This is a genomic window from Lentzea xerophila, from assembly GCF_051094245.1.
In the GTDB taxonomy this organism is placed as follows: domain Bacteria; phylum Actinomycetota; class Actinomycetes; order Mycobacteriales; family Pseudonocardiaceae; genus Lentzea; species Lentzea xerophila.
The window spans coordinates 98,083-115,144 of sequence record NZ_CP194934.1 but is presented as its reverse complement, the minus strand read 5'-3'; the positions used below and the strand labels follow the sequence as shown (position 1 = coordinate 115,144).

The 17,062-nt window shown below is 70.1% G+C and carries 17 protein-coding genes; 8 read left to right on the top strand and 9 right to left on the bottom strand.

All coding sequences use genetic code 11. The features are described 5' to 3' along the window. The first annotated feature begins 17 nt into the window (after positions 1 to 17). On the top strand, positions 18 to 545 hold the full coding sequence (locus tag ACRSBM_RS00595) for a VanZ family protein (RefSeq protein ID WP_434438576.1): 528 nt from the start codon (positions 18 to 20) through the stop codon (positions 543 to 545). A gap of 62 nt (positions 546 to 607) precedes the next feature. On the opposite strand, the gene ACRSBM_RS00590 is transcribed toward ACRSBM_RS00595, so the two are convergent. Together ACRSBM_RS00590 and ACRSBM_RS00585 are read right to left on the bottom strand one after the other, a co-directional pair. Continuing rightward, entirely contained in the window at positions 608 to 2,014 is a 1,407-nt protein-coding gene (locus ACRSBM_RS00590) for a transposase (RefSeq protein WP_434438575.1), read from the bottom strand. A 197-nt stretch (positions 2,015 to 2,211) separates the two neighbouring features. Continuing rightward, positions 2,212 to 2,748, bottom strand: a complete 537-nt coding sequence (locus ACRSBM_RS00585; RefSeq protein ID WP_434438574.1) for an SMI1/KNR4 family protein — start codon at positions 2,746 to 2,748, stop codon at positions 2,212 to 2,214. A 92-nt stretch (positions 2,749 to 2,840) separates the two neighbouring features. Between ACRSBM_RS00585 and ACRSBM_RS00580 the strand changes: the two genes are divergently transcribed. Both ACRSBM_RS00580 and ACRSBM_RS00575 read left to right on the top strand, forming a co-directional pair. After that, the gene (locus ACRSBM_RS00580) at positions 2,841 to 3,167 is read left to right on the top strand and encodes a hypothetical protein (RefSeq protein ID WP_434438572.1); all 327 of its coding nucleotides are present in this window, start codon (positions 2,841 to 2,843) and stop codon (positions 3,165 to 3,167) included. Further along, the gene (locus tag ACRSBM_RS00575; RefSeq protein WP_434438570.1) at positions 3,164 to 4,339 is read left to right on the top strand and encodes a C40 family peptidase; all 1,176 of its coding nucleotides are present in this window, start codon (positions 3,164 to 3,166) and stop codon (positions 4,337 to 4,339) included. Before ACRSBM_RS00580 ends, ACRSBM_RS00575 begins: the two co-directional genes overlap by 4 nt. A gap of 3 nt (positions 4,340 to 4,342) precedes the next feature. Here ACRSBM_RS00575 and ACRSBM_RS00570 read toward each other — a convergent pair whose 3' ends face one another. Next, the gene (locus ACRSBM_RS00570) at positions 4,343 to 4,669 is read right to left on the bottom strand and encodes a YnfA family protein (RefSeq protein ID WP_434438569.1); all 327 of its coding nucleotides are present in this window, start codon (positions 4,667 to 4,669) and stop codon (positions 4,343 to 4,345) included. 31 nt (positions 4,670 to 4,700) lie between these two features. Here ACRSBM_RS00570 and ACRSBM_RS00565 point away from each other — a divergent pair, with 31 nt between their 5' ends. From ACRSBM_RS00565 to ACRSBM_RS00555, 3 genes are read left to right on the top strand one after another with little or no spacing between them, the layout of a single operon-like run. Next, positions 4,701 to 5,054: a YbaB/EbfC family nucleoid-associated protein gene (locus ACRSBM_RS00565; protein WP_434438568.1), complete on the top strand. Its 354-nt coding sequence runs from the start codon at positions 4,701 to 4,703 to the stop codon at positions 5,052 to 5,054. Next, complete coding sequence (locus ACRSBM_RS00560) at positions 5,042 to 5,488, top strand: YbaB/EbfC family nucleoid-associated protein (protein ID WP_434438566.1); 447 nt, start codon at positions 5,042 to 5,044, stop codon at positions 5,486 to 5,488. The genes ACRSBM_RS00565 and ACRSBM_RS00560 overlap by 13 nt, the downstream gene beginning before the upstream one ends. A 54-nt stretch (positions 5,489 to 5,542) precedes the next feature. Then, positions 5,543 to 6,763, top strand: coding sequence for a primosomal protein (locus tag ACRSBM_RS00555; protein WP_434438565.1), 1,221 nt, complete (start codon positions 5,543 to 5,545; stop codon positions 6,761 to 6,763). Between the two features lie 113 nt (positions 6,764 to 6,876). Here ACRSBM_RS00555 and ACRSBM_RS00550 read toward each other — a convergent pair whose 3' ends face one another. Further along, positions 6,877 to 7,968 (bottom strand): adenosine deaminase, encoded by a 1,092-nt coding sequence (locus ACRSBM_RS00550; RefSeq protein WP_434438563.1) that lies wholly within the window; start codon positions 7,966 to 7,968, stop codon positions 6,877 to 6,879. A 335-nt stretch (positions 7,969 to 8,303) separates the two neighbouring features. On the opposite strand from ACRSBM_RS00550, the gene ACRSBM_RS00545 reads away from it, so the two are divergent. Both ACRSBM_RS00545 and ACRSBM_RS00540 read left to right on the top strand, forming a co-directional pair. Beyond that, positions 8,304 to 9,773 (top strand): hypothetical protein, encoded by a 1,470-nt coding sequence (locus tag ACRSBM_RS00545; RefSeq protein ID WP_434438561.1) that lies wholly within the window; start codon positions 8,304 to 8,306, stop codon positions 9,771 to 9,773. Positions 9,774 to 9,960: 187 nt separating this feature from the next. Continuing rightward, the gene (locus ACRSBM_RS00540; RefSeq protein WP_434438559.1) at positions 9,961 to 11,427 is read left to right on the top strand and encodes a serine/threonine-protein kinase; all 1,467 of its coding nucleotides are present in this window, start codon (positions 9,961 to 9,963) and stop codon (positions 11,425 to 11,427) included. Here the strand turns inward: ACRSBM_RS00540 and ACRSBM_RS00535 are convergent. The 5 genes from ACRSBM_RS00535 to ACRSBM_RS00515 are packed head-to-tail and all read right to left on the bottom strand — an operon-like array spanning position 11,424 to position 16,986. Then, positions 11,424 to 12,704 (bottom strand): thymidine phosphorylase, encoded by a 1,281-nt coding sequence (locus ACRSBM_RS00535; protein ID WP_434438558.1) that lies wholly within the window; start codon positions 12,702 to 12,704, stop codon positions 11,424 to 11,426. The genes ACRSBM_RS00540 and ACRSBM_RS00535 overlap by 4 nt on opposite strands. Further along, a complete protein-coding gene (locus ACRSBM_RS00530; RefSeq protein WP_434438556.1) occupies positions 12,701 to 13,090 on the bottom strand; it encodes a cytidine deaminase in 390 nt (129 codons plus the stop codon). The genes ACRSBM_RS00535 and ACRSBM_RS00530 overlap by 4 nt, the downstream gene beginning before the upstream one ends. Then, positions 13,083 to 14,336 carry an ABC transporter permease gene (locus ACRSBM_RS00525; protein WP_434438554.1) on the bottom strand — a complete coding sequence of 418 codons (1,254 nt, stop codon included), beginning with the start codon at positions 14,334 to 14,336 and terminating at the stop codon, positions 13,083 to 13,085. The genes ACRSBM_RS00530 and ACRSBM_RS00525 overlap by 8 nt, the downstream gene beginning before the upstream one ends. Next, a complete protein-coding gene (locus ACRSBM_RS00520) occupies positions 14,333 to 15,406 on the bottom strand; it encodes an ABC transporter permease (protein WP_434438552.1) in 1,074 nt (357 codons plus the stop codon). The genes ACRSBM_RS00525 and ACRSBM_RS00520 overlap by 4 nt, the downstream gene beginning before the upstream one ends. Next, positions 15,406 to 16,986, bottom strand: a complete 1,581-nt coding sequence (locus ACRSBM_RS00515) for an ABC transporter ATP-binding protein (RefSeq protein WP_434438550.1) — start codon at positions 16,984 to 16,986, stop codon at positions 15,406 to 15,408. Before ACRSBM_RS00515 ends, ACRSBM_RS00520 begins: the two co-directional genes overlap by 1 nt. Positions 16,987 to 17,062 lie beyond the last annotated feature (76 nt).

The following is a 17,062-nucleotide window of genomic DNA, read 5'->3' as shown; positions in this document are numbered from 1 at the left end:
TTTCATAGCTTTGATTCATGACGAATGCACAGCTCGCGAGCATCCAGTGGGGCGTTTTCCTGTCGGTCGTTTTCCTGCTCCCGCAGCTGCTGTTTCGTCAGCTGACCTTCCGCGGCGCCACCATCACCGTCTACGCGAGCATGCTGTTCTCGGCGACGTTCCTGCCGGTGCAGGCCGTGGCGCCGCGTCAGTCCGTGCAGCTGGTGCCGTTCCAGTGGGTCGCCGACACCTTCCGCGACGGGCAGGTCGCGTTCGACCAGATGACGTTGAACGTGCTGCTGTTCGTGCCGCTCGGCGCCCTGCTGATGTTCTGGGGCAGGCGGACGGCCGGCCAGGCCGCGCTGATCGGCTACGGCGTCTCGCTGCTGATCGAGGGCTCACAGCTGATGTGGGCGAACCGGATCTTCGACGTCGACGACCTGATCACCAACACCACCGGCACCGCGCTCGGCTGGCTCGGCGCGCTGGCCGCCGTGAAGGTCCACGCCCGCGTGACGGCCACCGCCGTCCCCCAGCCGCAGCGCTCACTCGCCGCCACGCGGTAACTGCCGGGAGGTTGATGAGGGGAGCTTTCATAAACCTGGTGTTTTAACCTCAGGTGAGCTCTTTAGCGGGCCGTCGCGTCAGCGGCGGCTCGTTTCTTGTTGTGTGTCTTGGGTTTGGGTGAGCTGGGGTGTTTGCGGGTCACGGGGTGGCGGGGTGCGGGTGTGGAGGTGCGTCCGGGTGGGCGGCCGGGGCCGGGCTGGGAGGGTTTGCGGGACTTGGCCGGGGTGTCCAGCTCGGGCTGAAGTATCCGAAATCCGCGTTTGACCCGTAGCGGGGACATCAGGCCCGCGCGTTCCCAGGGCAGGCGGTGGTCTGCGACGAGGTCGCGGGCGGCGTGCAGGTGGGTGTAGGAGGCGGCGATCAGCCAGCTCCATCGTTCGGCCTGTTCGGGGGTGCGCAGCCTCGGTGCGGTCCAGCCGAGGTGCTGTTTGATGAACCGGAACAGGTGCTCGATGTGGAAGCGGCGCAGGTAGGCCCGCCAGAGCCGGTCCAGGTCGAACGAGCCGCCCGGTCCGGTCCAGAAAAGCCAGATCGGTTTCTCGTCCGGTGCCGCGGAGTGGATGCGGATCACGCTGCCGCGCACGATCTCCCGTGCCTTGCCTGGGTGCGGGGTCCGGCCGGGTTCGTCGAGTTTCTTGGAGTGCCGCGGGTGCAGGCCGTGCCAGGCCAGTACCGACAGCTCGTGCCGGCGGCCCCGGTCCGGCCGGGGTGGCACGATCCTGATCTCGTCGGGCTCGGGCCAGCTGGCCACCTCCGGCAGTTTCATCGCCGGTCCGTGCACCGGCGGCCGGCCGCGAGCCCCGGCCCGGCGCGGGGGCGGGTCGGTGCGCATCACCGAGTCCGACCGCACCCGGATCAGCATCTGCACCGGCAGTCCGGCCAGCTGCCGGCCGATCCAGGACGCACTGTAGTCACCGTCCAGACACACCACCGGCACGTGCGGCCGGTCGGCGGGCAACCGGTCGAGCAGGGACCTGATCTGGGTCACCGCGACCGCGTGATGGTTGTCATCGGGGCCGATCCGGGCCAGGTCGACCGGCGGCGCCCACGACGAGTGCTCGCTGTTGGTGGCGGCCAGCCACTGAAACCACCAGCCCTCGGTCACCGGTGCCCGCCGGTCACGCCGGTCCTTGGCCGCGTCGTAGTTCAGCGTCCGGCCAGGGCTGGTGACCGCGCCTGGACGGGGCCACTGCGAACAGTCCAGCGCGAACACCAGCGGATCGGCCACGTCCGCGGAGCCGATCACCAGCCGGGTCAACGTCCGCGCGAGCCCCTGGGTGTCGACCCGGCCATGCTTCAACGCCTTGTAGACGCTGCCGTGCCCGCGTCGCAGCGGCGTCTCCAACGTCAGCCACGGCACCGACGACGGCCGCTGCGGACTCACCAGCAACGCGTCCACCAGCTCGAACAACGTGTCCCGCCACGCGCCGAAACAGTCATAGAGCTCGCGCCGGAACCGTTGCAGCACCCGGACTTGGGCACTCAGACCTTGATCAGGCACACTAGGAGACACGGCCACCAATTGTCATGATCGAGTTCTTTGGACGGAACCCGAAGATGATCAAGCGGTGGCCGTGCCTATGTCAAAGATCAGGAGCCTCCTGGTTAAAACACCAGATAAACCCCAGGTTTATGAAAGCTCCCCTCATCAACCTCTTGCGGCGCCTAGTTGGTCCGCCAGCCCAGCTCGCCTGCGGTGTTGACCTCCGGGAAGCAGTGGCCGACCGCGCTCCGGTTCTCCAGGGCCGTAGCGACCTGGTCGAACATCTCCACGATCGACGTCCACTCCGGCTTGACCATCTCGTTGCGCTCCTGGTCCCACTCGACCACGCAGCCGCGCAGCACGCCGGGCCTCAGGTCCACCGCGAGCACGTCACCCGTGCCGTCGAACGCGATCGGCAGCCACTCGGGGTGGAATCCGCTCGCCGGCGAACCCGCCTCCGAGGAGTCCACCGGCTTGCTCACGTGGGTGTCCCTCAGCACGAACGCGCGATCGGCGCCCAGCGGTGTGTAGAAGGGCGGCAGGATCTCGGCGTAGAGGCCTTCCTCGGTGCCGCCGTAGACGCTCCACCAGAGCTGGAGATCGATCGGAACCCGAAGATCCGGCAGCGCGTCATACCGCGGACGCAACACGGCGCGGGTGGCCGGAGCGTGCTCCGCCAGCCATGCCAGGATCCGGTTCCAGTGCTCGATCACACCCACCGTTCCATGATCTTGGCGGAACGACGGGCGAGGTACCGCCCATCGGGGCAGGATCAAGGCGAACAGGTCACTACTGGGGGAAGAGCTTTCAGATGGCGGAACAGGGTCTCAAGGTCGACTTCGACGCCTTGACCGGATACGCCTCGGCGGTGAGCGGCCTGGCGAGCGAGGTCGGCGCGGTCGGCACCGGCACGTTGAACGGCACCACCGCACTGCCCGGCGACTGCTTCGGCAAGATCGGCGGCGAGGTGGGCCTCAACGCCGCGTTCCAGGCGGCCGCGCAGGCGCAGCTCGACGCGCTGAACGCCGCGTCGACCGGTCTCGCCGGGCTCGGCACCGCGGTCGCCAAGGCCCGCGACGCCTACATCGCCCAGGAGGACGCGCACAAGGCGTCGATCGCCAAGGCGGCGCAGGTATGAGCGTCGAGGGGCTGCTGAGCCAGTTCATCGCGCCCATGAAGGAGGACCTGGCGAAGCTCGACGGCGACACCGGCGGCGCGACGCGGGCGGGCGACGCCTTCGGCCGCGCCGAGACCGCGCTGACCGACCTCGGCACGCGGCACTCCTCCGCCTCGACGGCCGTGCTGAACACGTGGTCCGGCGACCGGGCGAACGCCTTCACCGGCCGCGTCGCCACCTTCTCCTCGGCCACGACCCTGTTGTCCTCGAACGCGTCCGCGCTGAAGACGGCGGCGTCGACCGGGGTGTCCGCAGTGACCGGCGGGCGCACCGCGATCCAGGGCCTCATCGACGAGTTCACGGCCAAGGCGACGCCGAAGCTCGCCGCCGCCCTCGCCATGTCACTCGTCGCGGGTCCCGGTGTGGTGCTGGCGGCGGTCGCGGACCTCGCCGGGATGGCCTCCGGGTACCAGAGCAGGACCTCCGCCGAACTGCAGAAGGTGCGCGACCAGCTCACGCAGCTGGCCGGTCAGCTCAACGGCCTGCAGAAGCCGGACGCGGGCGCGCTGGCCAAGCTCGGCGACCCGCTCGGCGGCGACGAGGGCTCCACCTCGGCCTCCAGCGCCACCGGCACCGGCAAGCAGGAGTCCGGCTCCGGCTCGAACTCCGGCGGCGGTTCCGGTTCGGGTGGTGGCGGCGGTGGTTCCGGCGGCGGTGGTGGCGGATCGGGCGGCGGCGGAGGTGGCGGCGGCGGCTCGGGTCCGCGGTTGCCCGTGGCGATCCCGCCGCAGCCCGGCACCGGTGTCGGCGTGAACCTTCCGGACGGCAGTAGCGCCGAGGCACCGAACGAGACCGCGGCCAAGGCGGTGCGCAACGCGTTGTCCGCCCTGGGCACGCCGTACGTGTGGGGCGGCGCGAACCCGCCCCAGGGCACCGACTGCTCCGGCCTCACGCAGTGGGCGTACAACAACGCCGGCTTCGACCTCCCGCGCCCGGCCTCGTCGCAGGCGATGGGCGCGTCGGTGCCTCCGGACCAGCTGCTGCCCGGCGACCTCGTCGTCTGGGACGGGCACGTGGCGATGGTGATCGGCAACGGCCAGATGGTCGAGGCCGGCGACCCGGTGCAGGTGCAGCCGATCCGGACGACGAACAGCGGGATGTCGTTCTACGGCTTCTACCGGCCGACGGGCTGACCGCTACCGGGGCGCGTACATGATCACGGCGACGCCGGCGAGGCAGACCAGGGCGCCGATCACGTCGTAGCGGTCGGGGCGGAAGCCGTCGACGACCACGCCCCACGCGAGCGAGCCCGCCACGAACACCCCTCCGTAGGCCGCGAGGATCCGGCCGAAGTGCGCGTCGGGCTGCAGCGTGGCGACGAAGCCGTAGATGCCGAGCGCGATCACGCCGCCACCGATCCACAGCCACCCGCGGTGTTCCCGCACGCCCTGCCAGACGAGCCAGGCGCCACCGATCTCCATCAGGGCGGCGAGGGCGAACAACACGACCGAACGCAGCAACATGCGGCACACTGTCGCAGTAGGGGGTGATCAGGTGGACGACGACGTCGAGCGCGTCGCGCGGAAGGTGCGCGACGTCGAGCAGGCCGTGTCGGAGCACGTCACGCGCAGCGGCCCGATCACGGGCCGGGCGTCCTCACCGGACGGCGCGGTGACGGTGGTCGCGACGCCGGGCGGCCCGCCGCGGCAGATCACCGTGAGCCCGGCCGCGTTGCGGATGGGCCCGCACGGACTGGCCGCCGAGATCATGCGCGTCGCGGACAAGGCGCAGCGCGCCGCCTCGACCCGGCTGCACCAGACGCTGGAGCGGGTGGTCGACCCGCGCGAGCTGACGGCGATGGGGCTGCCGCGCGACCGCGACTCCGAAGAGTTCGGGTGGCAGCGGTGAACGAGGAACGCATGCAGGCCACCGAGCGGCTCCAGCGCGACCTCGAAGCCCTCACCGAGACCGTCGAGCACCCGAACGGGCTGTGCATGGTCACGGCGTCGCCGAAGGGCGCGATCAAGGCGCTGCACCTGCACCCCGCGCTGCTGACGCAGGGTGCGCAGGCGGTCGGCCAGGTCGTCACCGAGACGGCGCGGCTGGCGACGAACGCCGCCGTGCAGACGAGCTTCAACAGGATGGCGCTGGCCCTCGGCGACGGGATGGCGATCGACGTCGAGTCCATCGCCGGCGACTCGCCCTTCCGCTCGACCTGGAACCCGGTCGTAGCGCCCGAATCCCCAGCTGAGCAGGCACCGCCCGAGCGTCGGGCGCGGACTCCGCGGGTCGAGGACCCGGACGAGGACGCTTTCTTCGAGAACCCCTTGTGGCGTCGGTGATCAGCACCGTTACCCTCGTCCACGGCATCAGGCAGGCGTGACCGGGAGGTCAGGATGGCGCAGGACATCGTCCCCATCGAGCTGGGGCTGACGCAGGGTGACGTCGTCACGCTGTGGGCACCCCGGTGGCGCGAGAAGGGCGAGGAGTGGGAGGCGTTCCTCGGTGACGAGGAGGACCTGTTCGTCTTCCCCGACGCCGCGCACCTCGCCGCGTTCGTGCGCACCGCCGAGGAGCACGACCTGACCGACCACCCCGCGTGGCCGGTCGTGCCGTCGCTGGGCGTCGCGGACCTGTCGCCGGACGACAACCACCAGTTCGACCTCGTCGGCGTGCCCGAGCTCGTCGCGGAGGACCCGGACACCTGGACCATCGGCGAGCTCGCCGACGTCATCGCGATCGTGCGCGCGCTCGCGGACGTCTGCGACCTGGAGAAGGTTCACGAGGTGCTCGACAGCGCCGAGGGCTTCTCGCTGCTGCCGCAGGGCACGCTGCCGTTCAGCGGCCGTGACGGCGCGAAGCTGTGGGGCGAGCTGTCCGAGGTCGTCTCCGAGAAGTGGGACGAGGTCCTCGACGCGATCGACAGCGTGGTGAACACGCCGGAGGTCCCGGAGAAGGAGCTCGCCGTCGCGCAGGAGGAGCTCGCCGCCCTGGAGGCCGAGACCGCCGCCACCGCGGCCGCCGCCGGTTCCGGCGACGAGGACTCCGACGAGGAGAAGGCCGAGCCCACCGGCTTCTGGGCCGAGGTCGGCGTCGACCCCATCAAGATCATCACGTCCGCAGGCGAGTTCTACACGCTGCGCTGCTACCTCGGCGACGACCCGGTGTTCCTGGGCCGCCGCGGCAAGATCGAGGTCTTCGGCTCGCAGCGCGCGCTCAGCCGGTTCGTGGCCCAGAACGACGAGCACGACCTCGCCGAGGTCGAGACCTGGAACGACATCAAGGTCAAGGCCACCGCGGGCGAGCTCGACGTCGAGGTGGACGAAGAGAACGTCTACGTGCTGACCGGCATCGCCGAGGACATGGAGGAGGGCCCCGACTCCCTCGACCCGCAGCAGCTCGACCTCGCCGTCGAACTGTTCGAGGACGCGGCCGAGTGGGCCGAGGACGAGTCCGTGAAGGACGCCCTCGCCTCGTCCGAGTCGCTGGGCTGGCTGGTGTCGTTCGTCGTCGCGCCGGACCCGACGCGCCTCGCGCCGTCCGCCCCGTACGACGCCGAGGTGGCCGCGTTCCGCGAGCTGCAGGCGAAGTTCGAGGACCGGCTCAACACCAACTGAGCCTTTCCGCATTGTGAAAGTAACGCGGGGGCCCCGCGTTTCCTTCAGGGAAACGCGGGGCCCCCGCGTTACTCGTCCAACGGGCTCGGTGGCTCGCCGGGGCGAGCTACCGGTCACCTGGTGAGCGCGGCGTACCCCGGCTTGATGAGCTCGTTGATGATCGCGAGCCGCTCGTCGAACCCGAGGAACGCCGACTTCATGGCGTTGATCGTGAACCACTGCAGGTCGGCCCAGCCGTAGCCGAACGTCTCGGCCAGCGCGGCGAACTCGCTGGAGAGCGAGCAGTCGCTCATCAGGCGGTTGTCGGTGTTGACCGTGACGCGGAACCGCAGCTTGGCGAGCAGGCCGATCGGGTGGTCGGCGAGGGTGGCGGCGGCGCCGGTCTGCAGGTTCGAGGTCGGGCACATCTCGAGCGGGATGCGGCGGTCGCGGACGTACGCGGCCAGGCGGCCCAGCTCGGCCGTGCCGTCGCTTTCGGAGACCTTGATGTCGTCGACGATCCGCACGCCGTGGCCGAGCCGTTCGGCGCCGCAGTGCTGGATGGCCTCCCAGATCGACGGCAGGCCGAACGCCTCACCGGCGTGGATGGTGAAGTGCGCGTTCTGCTGGCGCAGGTACTCGAACGTGTCGAGGCCCCTGGTGGGAGGGAAGCCGGCCTCGGGGCCCGCGATGTCGAAGCCGGCGACGCCGAGGTCGCGGTAGCGGACGGCCAGCTCGGCGATGCGCAGCCAGCCCTCGTTCTGGCGCATGGCGCACAGCAGCGTGCCGATGCGGATCTTGCGGCCGGTGGCGGCGACCCGCTGCTCGCCGAGGCGGAAGCCCTCCTGCACGGCCTCGATGACCTGTTCCAGCGAGAGGCCCTTGTCGGTGTTCAGCTCGGGGGCGTAGCGGATCTCCGCGTACACGACACCGTCGGCGGCCAGGTCCTCGACCGCCTCGGCGGCGACGCGGACGAGCGCGGCCTCGTCCTGCATCACGCCGCACGTGTGGGCGAAGCCTTCGAGATAGCGCACGAGCGAGCCGGAGTTGGCGTTGTCGCGGAACCAGCCGCCGAGGACGCCCGCGTCTGTGGTGGGCAGGCCCTGGTAGCCGGAGGCATCGGCGAGTTCGATCACCGTCTGCGGGCGGAGGCCACCGTCGAGGTGGTCATGCAGCAACACCTTCGGCGCGCTGCGGATGGTCTCCAAGGTAAGCGGCGTGGACATTGCTACACGTTACTCCAGGCGACACGCCGCTCCGGTGCTGGCCAAAATGATCTTGGGCTCGCTATGATCATTTGCCGGTCCGCGGTCGTTGCAGATCCGTGATTCGCAACTTTCTGCAACCACTCTGGGGCTTGAGTCACCCCAAGGTAGGAACATCACCGGCCGCTACTGCCCGCTTCCGGCCGGTAACTTGGCGTTCAGAGTAGTCAGGTAACCTGATCGGGTCAGTTGCCCGTCCGCACCCGGCCATTTTCTGGCGGGGGTGGTACAGAGAGGTCCCGCGACGCGGATAGGCTCCCGTGGTCTCCCCCTCCCCTGGACGAAGGCACTCAGCCGTGACAGAGAACAACAACTCCACGATGTCCTTCGATCGGATGCGCAACATGCTCACGCGCGCCGCGGAGATCCGTGAGAGCGAGCAGCAGCAGATCTTCGACGCGTTGGACGAGATCCACGCCCGGATGTCGCCTCTGGAGTCGCTGGGTTCGGTCCGCAAGCGCCTGTCGGAGCTGCCGGACCGCACCGAGGTCAGCGTCCTCGCGGAGCGCCTCGACGAGGCCCTCGCCAAGCTGGAGGCCCAGGACAACGCCGTCGCCGACATCGGTCGCGCGGTTGACGCGCTGGTGGACAAGCTCGCCAAGCCGTTCGCCCAGCTGGACGGCCGCCTCGACGGCGTCGCCGGCCGCTTCGAGGGCGTCGCCGGTCGCATGGACGGCCTGGAGGACAAGCTCTCCAGCATCCACAAGCGCATCGACGACCTCGACGGCCACCTGGACAAGCAGGACGGCAAGGTCGACTCGATCCCGGCCGCCGTCACGAACCCGTTGCGCGAGCGCGTCGAGGCGCTCGAAGCCGCGCTGCGCGGCCGCCTCGACGAGGTCGACGAGGGCGTGCACGAGCACCTCGACGGCACCCGCGAGGCACTGCAGAAGATCCTCGCCGAGTCCTTCTCCAGCGTGCACGGCCGCGCCGACGAGCAGCGCGACGCGCTCGCCGCCGCCCGCACCGAGCTGGTCACCGCGATCGCCGACAGCCGCGGGGAGCTGGCTTCCGCGATCGCCGACAGCCGCGAGAAGCTGACCTCCACGGTCACCGAGCGCCACAACCAGCTGTCCGGCGCGCTGGCCGAGACCCGTACCGAGCTGTCCGGTGCCGTGGCGGAGACCCGTGGCGAACTGGCCGGCGTGGTGGCCCAGACCCGTGACTCGCTCGTGTCGTCCCTGGCCGAGACCCGCGACTCGCTCGCCGGTTCCCTCGCCGAGACCCGCACCGAGCTGGCGTCCGCCGTCGCCGACACCCGCGAGACCGTCAACGGCAAGCTGGACGAGGCCCGCACCGCCCTGTACGCGGCGATCGAGCAGTCCCGCGACCAGGTCGACTCCGCCGACCGCCTCGAGGCCCTGGCCGGTCGACTGGAGCAGGTCACCTCGAAGCTCGACACGATGACCGACCGCCTGGACAAGGTCGAGGACGGCTTCGCGAGCCGCATCGCCGAGCTCGGCGGTTCGGTGGACGCGAGCCTCACCAAGGTCGCCGAGACCGTCGGCGCCCGTCCGGACGCCGACGCGCTCCAGTCCCTGGTCCGCAAGTCGAACCAGGAGTCGGAACTGCGCATCGGCGGCCAGCTGGACGAGGCCATGGCCACCTTCGCCGAGCTCATCCTCGGCGGCGGCTCGCCCACGCCTCCCCCGCCGCCCACCGCCCTGCCGCGCCCGCAGCGCCGCACCCGCAAGAACGGCGGCCCGAAGCCGGCGAACGGCGGCAAGGACATGGACGACGACGACCTGGCGGCCGAGGGCGCCTGACCGCCTGACCGGTTGACTTGACGAACGGCCTCGGAGCAGCTGCTCCGAGGCCGTTCGTCGTCTGCGGTGAACCTGCGGCGAGCGGCAAACATGACCATGACGAGAGCGCTCACACGAGTCGTGGCTATGCTCGCCGCCATCTGGGGATGACCAAAAGGGCAGCCGAGGGCGTCAGGAAGGGAAGTCCGTGCAGCAACAGCGACTTGTCGCCAACCGCTACACCCTGCTCGTCGAGCTCGGCCGCGGTGCGATGGGTGTGGTGTGGCGCGCCCAGGACCAGGTGCTCGGCCGGGCCGTCGCGCTCAAGGAGCTGCACCCGCCGCAGGGCATCGCCGCCGAGGAGCGCACCGTGCTCGAGGAGCGCATGCTCCGCGAGGCGCGGACCGCGGGCCGGCTGAACCACCCCGCCGTCGTCACGGTCTACGACATCGTCCGCGAGAACGACCGCACCTACCTCGCGATGGAGCTGGTCGACGCGCTGGACCTCGCTACCATCGTGCAGCGGCACGGGCCGCGGGACTCGACGTGGATGGCGGGCGTCGCGCTGCAGGTGCTGGGAGCGCTGGAGACCGCTCACCAGGCCGGCATCGTGCACCGGGACGTGAAGCCCAGCAACATCATGGTGCGGCCGGACGGGGCCGTGAAGCTCACGGACTTCGGCATCGCGCAGGCGATGGACGACCCGCGGCTCACGCACAACGGCGGCATCGTCGGCTCGCCCGCGTACATGTCGCCGGACCGGCTGCACGGCTGGGAGGCCTCGCCGGCGTCCGACCTGTGGGCTCTGGGCGTCACGATGGCGCACGCGGTCGAAGGCGTCAGCCCGTTCGAGCGCACGTCCACCGCGTCGACGTTGCACGCGGTCATGAACGAGCCGCCGGTGTTGCGCCGGGCCTCCCCCGCGCTCGCCGACGTGATCCGCGGTTTCCTGACCGTCGATCCGGCGCGCCGGCTGACCGGGCCCCAGGCCCGTCAGATGCTGACCGCGATCACCCAGGGCGCCACGCGCGTCTCGCTGCCGTACAACGACGGCGGCGGCAAGAAGAAGGGCACGGCCGTCAAGGTCGCCGCCGTGGTCGTGGGCATCGCCGTGCTCGCGGGTGCCGCGTTCGCCGGCTACCAGGTCTTCAAGCCAGAGGAGACCTCGAACGCCGCCCCGAACACCGGCACCAGCCAGCCGCGGGAGAACTCCACCGAGTGGACCGAGGCAGCGGAACTGCCGGTCGGCGCCCCACTGCCGTCACGCCGCATCGCCACGTTCGGCCGCGGCGGCGACGTGCCGGAGTGGAACCTCTCCGGAACGCAGTGCGCGAAGGACTTCCTCACCCAGGGCTCGCCGGTGCGGACGAACGTGCCGTGCGACGGCCCGCACGGCATCCAGCTCTTCTCCGCGGCGACCCCGTTGTGGGACAAGCCGAAGGACACCGCCTACCCCGGCACGCAGTGGCTCGCCGACTTCACGAAGAACTACTGCACCGAGCAGTTCAAGGCCATCGAGCCGAACATCAAGGAGCCCATCGGCTTCACCGGGCTCGTGCCCACGCAGAAGGAGTGGGAGGCGTACAACGACGCCGCCACGCCGGGCCGCCAGGAGATCCTGTGCGTGCTGTGGAAGCAGGACAGGTCACCCCTGGCGGGCTCGCTCGTCGGCTAGGCCTGGCCGCGGATGGTGTCGATCACCAGCGGCGAACGCTCCGGCGCGGAGCCGGTGACCGAGTAGGCACCTTCCAACGCCTGCAAGGCGCCGTCGACCGCGTCCGGGGTGTCGGTGTACAGCTCCAGCAACGGCTGCCCGGCCTCCACGGCGTCACCGGGCTTGGCCAGGCAGAGCACACCGGCACCGGCCTGCACCGGGTCCTCCTTGCGCGCCCGGCCGGCACCGAGCCGCCACGCCGCCACCCCGACGCCGTAAGCATCCAAAGTGGACAGCACACCGGACGCGGGCGCCGCGACCACGTGCTTGTGCGCGGCGACGGGCAGTGCGGCCTCGGGATCGCCGCCCTGGGCCCGGATCATCCGCGCCCACACCTCGTAGGCCTCACCGGACGCCAGCACGGCGGCCGGATCGGCCGAGATCCCGGCCAGCGACAGCATTTCCGAGGCCAGCGCCACGGTCAGCTCGACGACGTCGGCGGGACCGCCGCCGCGCAGCACGTCAACCGACTCGGCCACCTCGACCGCGTTGCCGACAGCGCGGCCGAGAGGCACCGACATGTCGGTCAGCAGCGCCGAGATCCGCACGCCGTGCTCGACACCGATGGCCACCAACGCCTCGGCCAGCGCGCGAGCAGAGGGCAGGTCCTTCATGAACGCGCCGGAACCGACCTTCACGTCCAGCACCAGCGACTCGGCGCCCTCCGCGATCTTCTTCGACATGATCGAGGACGCGATCAGCGGAATCGCCTCGACGGTGCCGGTGACGTCGCGCAACGCGTAGAGCTTGCGGTCGGCCGGAGCAAGGCCTTCGGTGGCAGCGCAAACCACGGCGCCGACCGCGGAGAGCTGCTCGAGAATCTCCGAAGTGGACAGTGCGGCCCGCCACCCAGGGATCGACTCCAGCTTGTCCAGCGTCCCACCGGTGTGGCCCAGCCCGCGCCCCGACAGCTGCGGCACGGCGGCACCACAGGCGGCCACGAGCGGCGCCAGCGGCAACGTGATCTTGTCGCCGACACCGCCCGTCGAGTGCTTGTCCACGGTCGGGCGGTCGACGTGCAACGACAACCGCTCGCCCGACGAGATCATCGCCTGCGTCCAGCGCGCGGTCTCCGCGGGAGACATGCCGTTGAGGAAGATCGCCATGGCCAGCGCGGACATCTGCTCGTCCGCGACGGCGCCACGCGTGTAGGCGTCGATCACCCAGTCGATCTGTGCGTCGGACAACGTCAGCCCGTCGCGCTTGGCGCGGATGACGTCCACGGCGGAAAAGCTCATGGCAGGTCCTCCGGTCCGAACGCGTCCGGCAGCACCGAGGACATCGGCAGCACCCCGGACGGCGTGTCCACCAGGCAGTCCCGGCCGCCCAGTTCGTACAGGACCTGCCGACACCGGCCGCACGGCATCAGCAGCTCACCGGCACCGGAACGACAGGCCACGGCGACGAACCGGCCGCCGCCCGTGAGCCGCAACTGGCCGGCCATCGCGCACTCGGCGCACAGACCGACGCCGTAGGAGGCGTTCTCGATGTTGCAGCCCACCACGATGCGGCCGTCGTCGCACAACGCCGCCGATCCCACCTGCAGCCCGGAGTACGGGCAGTAGGCGGACTGCGCCGCTTCCACGGCCCGTGCCCGCAGCAGCTCCCAGTCGATGTCAGCCACGGCGGTACACCAGACCGTCGGCGGCCGGCATCCGCAACCGCTGCGACGCCACGGCCAGCACGGCCAGCGTCACCATGTGCGGGGCATAGGAGACGAACTCGCTGGGGATCTCGTCGAGGCTGATGTAGAGCAGGTACAGCACCACGGCCACGAAGATCGCGGCAGCGGCGGAGAACCACTTGCGGCGGATGAGCTGCCACACCACGATCACACCGAGCAGCAGCACCACGCCGTAGACCAGCGCCAGCACCGTGTCGCCGCCGGACCGCAGCTGCAGGCCGTCGGCGTAACCGAACAGCGCCGCGCCACCGAGCAGGCCACCTGGCCGCCAGTTGCCGAAGATCATCGCGGCGAGACCGATGTAGCCACGGCCACCGGTCTGTCCCTCCAGGTAGGACAGCTGGCCGGGGTTCAGCACCAGCGCGGCGCCACCCAGGCCGGCGAGACCACCGGAGACGATCACGGCGACGTACTTGTGGAAGTACACCTTGACGCCCAGCGAGTCCGCGGCGTGCGGGTTCTCGCCGACCGAGCGCAGGCGCAGGCCGAAGCGGGTGCGCCAGAGCAGGAAGTACGACAGCGGCAGCAGCAGGATCGCGATCATCGTCAGCGGCGAGACACCGGTGACGAGGCCGCGCAGGATGCCGGCGACGTCCGAGATGAACAGGCGCTGCCCGTCCTCGAGCTCACCGAGCCAGTCACCGAGACCCATTACCGAGAACGTGCCGAACGACTCGACCGGCGGCGACTGCCGCGGGTTGTTCGACAGCGGCAGGAAGATCAGCGTCGACAGGTACTTCGTCAGACCGGCGCCGAGCAGGTTGATCGCCACACCGGAGACGATGTGGTTGACGCCGAACGTGACCGTGGCGATCGCGTGCAGCAGACCGCCCAGCGAACCGAACACCACGGCCGCGACGAGAGCGGCCCACGGGCCCCACTGGTAGCCGGCCCACGCCGCGCCCCAGGTGCCCATGATCATCATGCCTTCGAGGCCGATGTTGACCACGCCCGCGCGTTCCGCCCACAGCCCGCCGAGACCGGCGAGCAGGATCGGCAGCGCGAGCCGGACCGCGGTCTGCGTCGTGCCCGACGACGTCAGCTGCGGGAAGCCGGTCTGGTACGAGGTGATCGACAGCAACGCGATCGCGCCCGCCACACCGAGCATGGCGACGGCCCAGCCCGGGAACCTGCGCTTGCGAGGCGCCGCCGGGACGTGGGGCTTCTCCTCCAACGTCGAGATCACGCGGCACCTCCGACAGTTCCGAGCTCACGGCCGACGCGGCGCTGTTCGGCGGCGAGCTCGAAGCGGCGCACCACCTCGTACGCGACGACGACGGACAGGACGATCGAGCCCTGCATGATGGTGACGATCTCCCTGGGCACACCGACGTTGTCGAGCGCGAGGCCCGACTTGTCGAGGAACGCCCAGAGCAGTGCGCCGAACGCGATGCCACCGGGGTGGTTGCGGCCGAGCAGCGCGATCGCGATGCCCGAGAACCCGATGCCCGCGGTGAAGTTCAGGCTGAACGTGTGGTCGCGGCCGAGCAGTTCCGGCAGCGAGATGAGGCCCGCGATGGCTCCGGAGAGCAGCATCGAGACCAGCACCATCTTCTTGGCGTTGACACCACCGGCGGACGCGGCGGTGGACGACTCGCCCGACGCGCGCAGCTCGAAGCCGAACCGGGTGCGGTTCATCATGATCCAGTAGCCGACGCCGAGCGCGATGGCCACGAAGATGAAGCCGAACATCGTGCCGCCGCCACCGAACGAGATGCCGGGCATCCAGCCGCTCTCCGGGATCTCCGCGGTGCGGATGTTGTTGCCCCGCAGCTCACCGAAGACGTCGCGGCGGATCAGGTAGGCGGACAGGCCGATCGCCAGGCCGTTCATCATGATCGTCGAGATGACCTCGTTGACGCCTCGGGTCACCTTGAGGATCGCGGGGATCGCGGCCCAGGCGGCACCGGCGATCGCGGCCACGATGATGATCACCAGCGTGTGGATGCCGGTGGGCAGCGCGATCGAGCCGCCGACGATCGCGGCGACCACGGCCGCGACGCGGTACTGGCCCTCGACACCGATGTTGAACAGGTTCATCTGGAACCCGATCGCCACCGCGAGCGCCGCGATGTAGTAGATGCCCGTCGAGTTGATGATGTCGACGAGCGTCGTGCCCTTGCCGACCTGCGTCACCATCGCACCGAACGCGCTGAGCGGGTTCGCGCCGGAGATCACGAGCGCCACGCCGCACAGCAGCATCGAGAAGACGATCGCCAACGCGGGCGGCAGGAGTTTGCCGCGCAGGTGTCCCATCAGTTCTCGCCTTCCTCGACCGCGGCGGTCTGGTGAACCGCGGCACTCGTGCTGCCCGCACCGGTCATCGCGCTGCCGAGGTCCTCGGGCGTCACGGTGTTCGGGTCGGCGTCGGCCACCAGGCGGCCGCGCAGCATCACCTTGATCGTGTCCGACAGGCCGATCAGCTCGTCCAGGTCGGCGGAGATCAGCAGCACGGCGAGACCGGCGGCGCGGGCGCGCTTGATCTCGTCCCAGATCAACGCCTGCGCGCCGACGTCCACACCGCGGGTCGGGTGCGAGGCGATCAGCAGCACCGGGTCGCCGGACAGTTCGCGGCCGACGACGAGCTTCTGCTGGTTGCCGCCGGACAGTGCCGCCGCGGGCACGTCGATGCCGGGCGTGCGGACGTCGAAGTCGGCGACGATCCGCTCGGTGTCCTTCTTCGCGCCGTCGGTGTCGAGCCAGATGCCCTTGGCCGTCGGCTTGCGGGTCTGGTAGCCGAGGATCCGGTTGTACCAAAGGGGTTGCGTGAGCAGCAGGCCGTGGCGGTGGCGGTCCTCCGGCACGTAACCGATGCCGGCCTCGCGCCGGGCGAGCGTGCCCAGCTTCGTGATGTCCTTGTCCCGCAACGTGATCCTGCCGCTGCCGGCCTTGCGCATGCCCATGATGGTCTCGACGAGCTCGGTCTGGCCGTTGCCCTCGACACCGGCGATGCCGACGACCTCGCCGGAACGGACCACCAGGTCCACGTCGTCGAGGATCGGCCGCGAGCCGTCCGGGGTGAGCAGCTTCAGGCCCTTGACGTCGAGCACGACGGTGTCGGTGACGGTGGACTCGCGGGTCTCCGGGCTGGGGAGCTCGCTGCCGACCATCATCTCGGCGAGCTGACGCGACGACACCGTCTTCGGGTCCGCGCTGCCCACGGTCGTGCCGCGGCGGATCACCGTGACGGAGTCCGCGATCGCGCGGACCTCGTCGAGCTTGTGCGAGATGAACAGGAACGTGTAGCCCTGCTCCTGCATGCCGCGCACGGTGTCGAAGAGCTCGTTGACCTCCTGCGGCACGAGCACGGCGGTGGGCTCGTCCAGGATGATCACCTTGGCGCCGCGGTAGAGCACCTTGAGGATCTCGACGCGCTGCCGGTCCGCGACACCGAGCTGCTCGACGAGCACACCGGGGTCGACGTTGAGGCCGGTCTTGCCGGACAGCTCGATGATGCGCCTGCGGGCCTTCTGGCCGATGCCGTGCAGTGCCTCGGCGCCCAGGACCACGTTCTCCTGGACGGTGAGGTTGTCGGCGAGCATGAAGTGCTGGTGCACCATGCCGATCCCGGCCTTGATGGCGTCGGACGGGGTGCGGAACCGCACCTGGCCGCCGTTCACCTCGATGGTGCCCTCGTCCGGCGGCTGCATGCCGTAGAGGATCTTCATCAGGGTGGACTTGCCCGCGCCGTTCTCACCGCAGAGCGCGTGGACCTCGCCACGGCGGACGGTCAGGTGGACGTCGCTGTTGGCGACCACACCGGGGAACCGCTTCGTGATGCCGGTGAGCACCACCGCGGGGGGATCGTCCGTCCGTGCGGACGTGGAACTGCTCATCGTCGAGTGCCCCTCCTACCACGCACCAGGCCCTGTGAGGGCAGATCCTCACAGGGCCCGGCACGTGCAACGACTA

What these genes read in the sequence shown, in the direction of transcription:
- ACRSBM_RS00580 (WP_434438572.1), top strand. Translation starts at nt 2,841, where the DNA reads ATGGCGGAACAGGGTCTCAAGGTCGACTTCGACGCCTTGACCGGATAC.
- ACRSBM_RS00595 (WP_434438576.1), top strand. Translation starts at nt 18, where the DNA reads ATGACGAATGCACAGCTCGCGAGCATCCAGTGGGGCGTTTTCCTGTCG.
- ACRSBM_RS00570 (WP_434438569.1), bottom strand. Translation starts at nt 4,669, where the DNA reads ATGTTGCTGCGTTCGGTCGTGTTGTTCGCCCTCGCCGCCCTGATGGAG.
- ACRSBM_RS00520 (WP_434438552.1), bottom strand. Translation starts at nt 15,406, where the DNA reads ATGGGACACCTGCGCGGCAAACTCCTGCCGCCCGCGTTGGCGATCGTC.
- ACRSBM_RS00550 (WP_434438563.1), bottom strand. Translation starts at nt 7,968, where the DNA reads ATGTCCACGCCGCTTACCTTGGAGACCATCCGCAGCGCGCCGAAGGTG.
- ACRSBM_RS00575 (WP_434438570.1), top strand. Translation starts at nt 3,164, where the DNA reads ATGAGCGTCGAGGGGCTGCTGAGCCAGTTCATCGCGCCCATGAAGGAG.
- ACRSBM_RS00535 (WP_434438558.1), bottom strand. Translation starts at nt 12,704, where the DNA reads ATGAGCTTTTCCGCCGTGGACGTCATCCGCGCCAAGCGCGACGGGCTG.
- ACRSBM_RS00555 (WP_434438565.1), top strand. Translation starts at nt 5,543, where the DNA reads ATGGCGCAGGACATCGTCCCCATCGAGCTGGGGCTGACGCAGGGTGAC.
- ACRSBM_RS00515 (WP_434438550.1), bottom strand. Translation starts at nt 16,986, where the DNA reads ATGAGCAGTTCCACGTCCGCACGGACGGACGATCCCCCCGCGGTGGTG.